This is a genomic window from Kocuria atrinae C3-8, from assembly GCF_000286355.1.
Taxonomy (GTDB): Bacteria; Actinomycetota; Actinomycetes; order Actinomycetales; family Micrococcaceae; genus Kocuria; species Kocuria atrinae_A.
The window spans coordinates 1-5,525 of record NZ_AJXN01000084.1 but is presented as its reverse complement, the minus strand read 5'-3'; the positions used below and the strand labels follow the sequence as shown (position 1 = coordinate 5,525).

Genomic DNA, 5,525 nt, shown 5'->3' with positions numbered 1-5,525 from the left:
GATCACCCGGGCCGGCGGCACGGTGCCCCGCCCGGGACGACCGTTCTGACCTTGTGGGCCGGCAGCGGCGCGAGCGCGTTTCCCCGCCGACGCCGCCACCGGACCCAATAACGCCAGGTCCACTCCCAGCACGGGTGCGACACCATGCTGCTGACAGGCCAGCACATGTTTGACCGCCCCGTACAACCCGTCCCTGTCGGTGCACGCCAGGGCCTGCGCCCCGTAGGACGCCGCTACCTGGGCGAGCTCTTGGGGGCGAGCCACACCGTAGTGCGCGCTGTAGGCGGAGGCCACGCGCAAATGAGGGAAATGCATACCTCATATTCGAAACTTTGTTCGATTAATGTCAAACCGCCTGGTCAGCCACGAGCCACCATTGACCGGTGATCTCGTGACGCACCAACTCCAGGGTGCGGGCCTCCACCGCTCCGCGCTGCGCAGCCTGGACGCGCCAGCGTTGCCGATCCACCACGGACTGCCCGCTGTCCCGTGGAACTCGTTCTTCCAGCTCCCACCAGCGACGACGCTCGTACCAACGCTGCGGCGGCGCCGTGACACGATGAAGCCTGCCCCGGAACACCAACTCGCACGGGGCACCCGATTCATCGCAGTGCACCTCGCAGGGCTGCCCCCAACCCTCATGGATCCGCACCGCATCGTGCGGATCCTCCCGCGTGAGGCACGTATTTTCCACTGCAGTCAGTACCGTCATGACTCGCTCACCCTCCCGGTGTATTCGAAATTTTATTCGAGTACTGTGAGAGTGCCAAGGGTCGCTGACACGCATAAGCGGCCCGCCCCGAAACGACCCGGGAAGGCAGGGGCAGGCCCGGAACGACCCGGGAAGGCATCGGAAGAACGCGGAAACGGCGACGTCGCCCGGCCGTGGGGACCGAGCGACGTCGTGATGACCGTGCAGTCGTGACTGTGAAGGAGGGCGTGGTTATGAGGTGTAGCGGCCAGGCTTGCCCAGCAGCACGCCCACCACCGAGATCACGCAGCACGCCATGAGGAAGAGTGCTGCGGCCCAGGTCTGTCCGCCGGCGGCGGTGATCAGGGTGGCCGCGATGAGCGGGGTGAATCCTGCCACGATGGCACCGTTGGCCTCACGGGCCAGGGCGATGCCACTGAAGCGTTCGGCGGCGGGGAACAGGCCCGCCAGGTAGGCGCCCTGGGAACCGGAGGTGCAAGCGATCACCGCGCCGTAGCCCACGGAAATGGCCACGGTCGCGGCCGCAGCGCTGCCCGAGGACAGCGCCGCGAACAGCGGGAACGCACCCGTCGCGCCCAGCAGCGAGCCGAAGGCCAACACCTTATGGGCACCGAACCGGTCCGCAGCCAGACCGCCCAACGGGGTGGCCAGCACACCGCACACGGAACCGATGATCACCGCGGTCAAGGCAGAACCCCGGTCCATGCCCACGGCCGGTGAGGTCATGAAGGACAGGGAGAACACGGCCAGGATGTAGTTGAGCGCGTTGTGCCCGGTGATCGCGAAGAACCCCACGACCACTGCGCGCCAGTGCTCACGCATCAGGGCCACCACTGGCACCCTGCGGCGTTCCCCACGTTCTTTGGCCGCATGGAGCGCGGCCAGGTATTCGGGGCTCTCCTCGAGCTTGACGCGAATGAAGATCGCCAGGGCGAACAGCACCGCCGAGGCCAGGAACGGCAAACGCCACGCCCAGTCCAACAGCACCTGGTCCCCCAGCGACGCCGCCCACAGGAACGCGCCGGTGGCCAGCACGATGCCGGCCGGGGGCGCAGCGAGCACGAGCGACGTCATCAGTCCACGACGCCGCGGCGGGCGAATTCCGCGACCAGGGTCATGGCCCCGGCCAGCTCGGCACCGGCACCCATGCCCTGCAGCAGACGCAGGAGCACCAGGAACACCGGGGCGGCCACGCCGATCGCGGCGTAGGTGGGCAGCAGGCCGATGCCCACAGTGGCCACACCCATCAGGATCACGGTGAGCAGCATGGCCGGGCGGCGACCGTAGCGGTCCCCCAGGTGACCGACCAGCACACCGCCCAGCGGGCGCGCCACGAAGCCCACCGCGAAGGTCGCGAACGCGGCCAAGGAAGCACCGGAGTCCATTCCGGCGAAGAAGAGTGGGCCGATGATCAGCCCAGCAGCCGTGCCGTACAAGGCGTAGTCGTACCACTCGATGAGGGTTCCGGCCACGGCAGCGAAAAGTGCGCGCCCGGCCCCGGGGCGCATGGTGGTGTTGTTCACGGTGAAAGCTATCCCGTCTGAAATCTCCCGATCGCGCTAGCGGGACGCGTAGCGACGGATGAACCGTACCTGATTCAAACGCTGGATCTCGGGATGATCCCCCACGCCGGCGTCGTAGAACTGGTCACCGGGGCGGCGCACTCCTACGGTGTCCCACCCGGCCTGGCGGGCAGCGTCCAGGGCTTCCACCTGGTCGGAGAAGAACAGGAACTTCTCGCGCGGTTTGCCAAGGGCCTCGGCCACGTCGTGGGTGATGTTGCGGAACGAACTCACCTCGTGTTTGGAACCGGCCGACTCCAGCGAGAAGTGCCCCTTGATCAGGGGAATCAGGTTGCCCTCGGGCGAGTGGGTGAACCACGCGCGCTGGGCGGGCAGCGTGCCGTTGGAGAAGATGAAGACCGGGATCGACTGTTCGGACCAGGTGCGCAACGCGGGAATCGCGTCATCGAAGAACGGCGAGACGAACTCCCCGGCCGCGAAGCCTTCCTGCCAGATCAACGCGTGCATGGTGCGCAGCGGGGCGGGCATCTCCCCCTCGTCCATCCAGCTTCGAGCACGCCCGTGAGGTCCTCTGCAGTGGCGGAACTGTCCAGTCCGGCCATCTCGATGATCTGCCGGCGAGCGCGAGCGACCTCGGGTTTGTGGGAGTACTCCTCGAAGTAGCTGGTGAAGCGTTTGCGGGAGTAGGGGTAGAGCTCGTCCCGGACGTACCACGTGGAGGAAAGGGTGCCTTCGATGTCGACCACGATGACCTCGGGTCGGTCGAGCACCAGTGCATTGGCGGCGGCGGGCTCAGGCATGGTCGGCTCCCTGTGTTCGTTCGACAACGGTGCCTGTCCCCGGCACCCGGGGAATAGGCCCATTCTAGGCACCCGGGACGGACGGAAACAGGAGGACGCACCCCTCGCGAGCCATCCCGAGAGGCATCCCCGGGGCGGTCACAAATCTTCATCATTTGTGGTGCTCAACGATCGTGTGGTTAGGTTCACGCGACAAGAATCACGAGTTCCGGTGCGAAGCCCTGGCTGGCCGGACGGCAACCCTCAGACGCTGTCGTGGGGTGCCCCAGGTGATGATTCGGCCCGTGATCAGTACCGGTACGGGCAAGGACGGCGTCCGGCTCACCCAACATTCTTCCGTGGCGCCCCGTCATGAGGAGTGTCATGGCCCCCGCCACCGCCCCGGTGCCCACGGTCACCGATTCATCATCACCCCGGCAGACCCAACCCGCCACGGGTCACGCGCTCGCGAGCGTGGGATCGGCAGTGCGCGACAAGAAGCGCGTGCTTGCCGCGTCCTTCGTGGGCACGACCATCGAGTGGTACGACTTCTACCTTTACGGTGCCGCCGCTGCCCTGGTCTTCAGCCACTACTTCTTCCCGCAGGGTTCGGGCGTGGGCTCGATCATTGCCTCGTTCGCGACCTTCGCCATTGCGTTCTTCTTCCGGCCCCTGGGCGGCATCATTGCCGGGCACCTGGGTGACCGGATCGGCCGCAAGGCCCTGTTGGTCGCGTCCCTGCTGATCATGGGCGTGGCCACCACGGTGATCGGCCTGTTGCCGGGCTTCTCGCAGATCGGCTGGTTCGCCGTAGCCCTGCTCGTTGCCTGTCGCATTGCCCAAGGGCTGTCCGCCGGCATGGAATGGGGCGGTTCCGCGGTGCTCTCCGTGGAACACGCACCCAAGGGCCTGCGAGGTCTGTTCGGTTCCTTCACCCAGGTGGGTTCGGCGGCGGGCATGTTGTTGGCCACCGCGTTCTTCGCCATCATGCAGGGCGTCACCACCGCCGAGCAGTTCCAGGCGTGGGGCTGGCGCGTACCCTTCCTGTTCTCCGCTGTGCTCGTGATCATCGGTCTGATCATCCGCGCCGGCATCGAGGACGCCGAGGAGTTTCAGGAGGTCAAGCGCGAGAAGGCCGCCGCGACGTCGCCGGTGCGTGAGGTGCTCACCAACCACACCCGCGGCGTGATCGTGTGCATCGGTCAGCGCATGATCCAGCCGGCCATCTTCTCCATCCTCACCGTGTACACGCTCACTTACGTCACGCAGCAGCGCGGTGCGAGCCAGTGGGTCATGATCTCCATCCTGATCGCTGCCGGTGTGGGCCTGGTGGGCGGCCCGTTCTGGGGTTGGCTCTCCGACCGCGTGGGACGCCGCCGCATCTCCATCATCGCCGCGGCCGCGATCGGCGTATTCGTGTGGCCCTACTTCTACTACCTGGACCACGGACCGCTGGCCCTGCTGCCGCTCGTCTACCTGATCGGCATGGCCGTGCTGCACGACAGCATTTACGGCCCCCAGGCCGCGCTGTTCGCCGAGCAGTTCCCCACGCACCTGCGCTACTCCGGAGTGTCCCTGGGCTACCAGGTGGGCACCATCCTCTCCGGCGGCCTCACCCCGATGATCGCCGCGTGGCTCGTGGCCACCGGCGGCTCCCCCTGGCTGCTGTGCGGCTACTTGAGCCTGCTGGCCGTGATTTCCGTGGTCACCGGCCGCATGGCCAAGGACACCGTGACCGACGCACCCGAGAACGCTCAGTACTGATTCGGCACCACCCGCACACGCGCCAGTACCAACCCGAAAGGATCCCTTTTGCCCCGCCCCTTGCTGCTCAATGCCTTCGAAATGCCCGTGCCCGTCCACCAGTCCCCCGGACTGTGGCGCCACCCCGAGGACGAGTCGCGTAACTACGCGCAACTGTCCCACTGGGAGCGGGAGGCCCAGATCATCGAGAACGCGGGCTTCCACGGCCTGTTCCTGGCCGACGTCCTGGGACTCTACGACGTGTACGGCGGCTCCGCGGACGCCGCCCTGCGCGGTGGCGTGCAGGTTCCCCAGTTGGATCCGTTGATCCTGGCCCCGCTGTTGGCCAAGGCCACCAGCACCCTCAATATCGGTGTCACGGCTTCGGTCACCTACGCGGCGCCCTACGACTTGGCGCGCCGCTTCTCCACCCTGGATGCCCTGACCGACGGGCGGATCGCGTGGAACGTGGTGACCTCCTATCAGGAGTCTGCCGCGCGCAATCTGGGTCTGGGGCAGCAGCTGCCCCACGACCAGCGTTACGACCGCGCCGACGAATACATGGACGTGGTCTATTCGCTGTGGGAGGGCTCCTACGCGGACGATGCCTACGTCGCGGACGCCGCGAGCGGCGTCGTCGTGGACCCCGAGAAGGTCAAGGGCGCGGAACATTCCGGCGAGTACTTCGACGTCCAGGCGCCCGCCCTGGTCGCGCCAACACCGCAGCGCACGCCGTTCCTGTTCCAGGCCGGGGCCTCCCCGCGCGGA

The 5,525-nt window shown here is 67.0% G+C and carries 6 protein-coding genes, 1 pseudogene and 1 riboswitch; of the genes and pseudogenes, 2 read left to right on the top strand and 5 right to left on the bottom strand.

What is annotated here, in order from left to right:
• The 5 genes and pseudogenes from YO9_RS0109565 to YO9_RS17845 form a co-directional block, all read right to left on the bottom strand.
• A partial coding sequence (locus YO9_RS0109565) for a PHP domain-containing protein (RefSeq protein WP_031273015.1) occupies positions 1–315 on the bottom strand: 315 nt, incomplete at its 3' end.
• Between the two features lie 31 nt (positions 316–346).
• On the bottom strand, positions 347–712 hold the full coding sequence (locus YO9_RS0109560; RefSeq protein ID WP_016997266.1) for a DUF6504 family protein: 366 nt from the start codon (positions 710–712) through the stop codon (positions 347–349).
• A 231-nt stretch (positions 713–943) separates the two neighbouring features.
• Positions 944–2,220, bottom strand: a pseudogene (locus tag YO9_RS0109555) (MFS transporter).
• Positions 2,221–2,271: 51 nt separating this feature from the next.
• Positions 2,272–2,763 (bottom strand): HAD family hydrolase, encoded by a 492-nt coding sequence (locus tag YO9_RS0109550; RefSeq protein WP_223286363.1) that lies wholly within the window; start codon positions 2,761–2,763, stop codon positions 2,272–2,274.
• Positions 2,730–3,035, bottom strand: a complete 306-nt coding sequence (locus YO9_RS17845; protein ID WP_223286362.1) for an HAD family hydrolase — start codon at positions 3,033–3,035, stop codon at positions 2,730–2,732. Before YO9_RS17845 ends, YO9_RS0109550 begins: the two co-directional genes overlap by 34 nt.
• 197 nt (positions 3,036–3,232) lie before the next feature.
• A riboswitch (SAM riboswitch) is annotated at positions 3,233–3,351 on the top strand.
• A 47-nt stretch (positions 3,352–3,398) separates the two neighbouring features.
• Between YO9_RS17845 and YO9_RS0109540 the strand changes: the two genes are divergently transcribed.
• On the top strand, positions 3,399–4,778 hold the full coding sequence (locus tag YO9_RS0109540) for an MFS transporter (RefSeq protein WP_016997265.1): 1,380 nt from the start codon (positions 3,399–3,401) through the stop codon (positions 4,776–4,778).
• A 48-nt stretch (positions 4,779–4,826) separates the two neighbouring features.
• Positions 4,827–5,525: NtaA/DmoA family FMN-dependent monooxygenase (locus YO9_RS0109535; RefSeq protein ID WP_223286361.1), on the top strand; the 699-nt coding region annotated here is incomplete at its 3' end.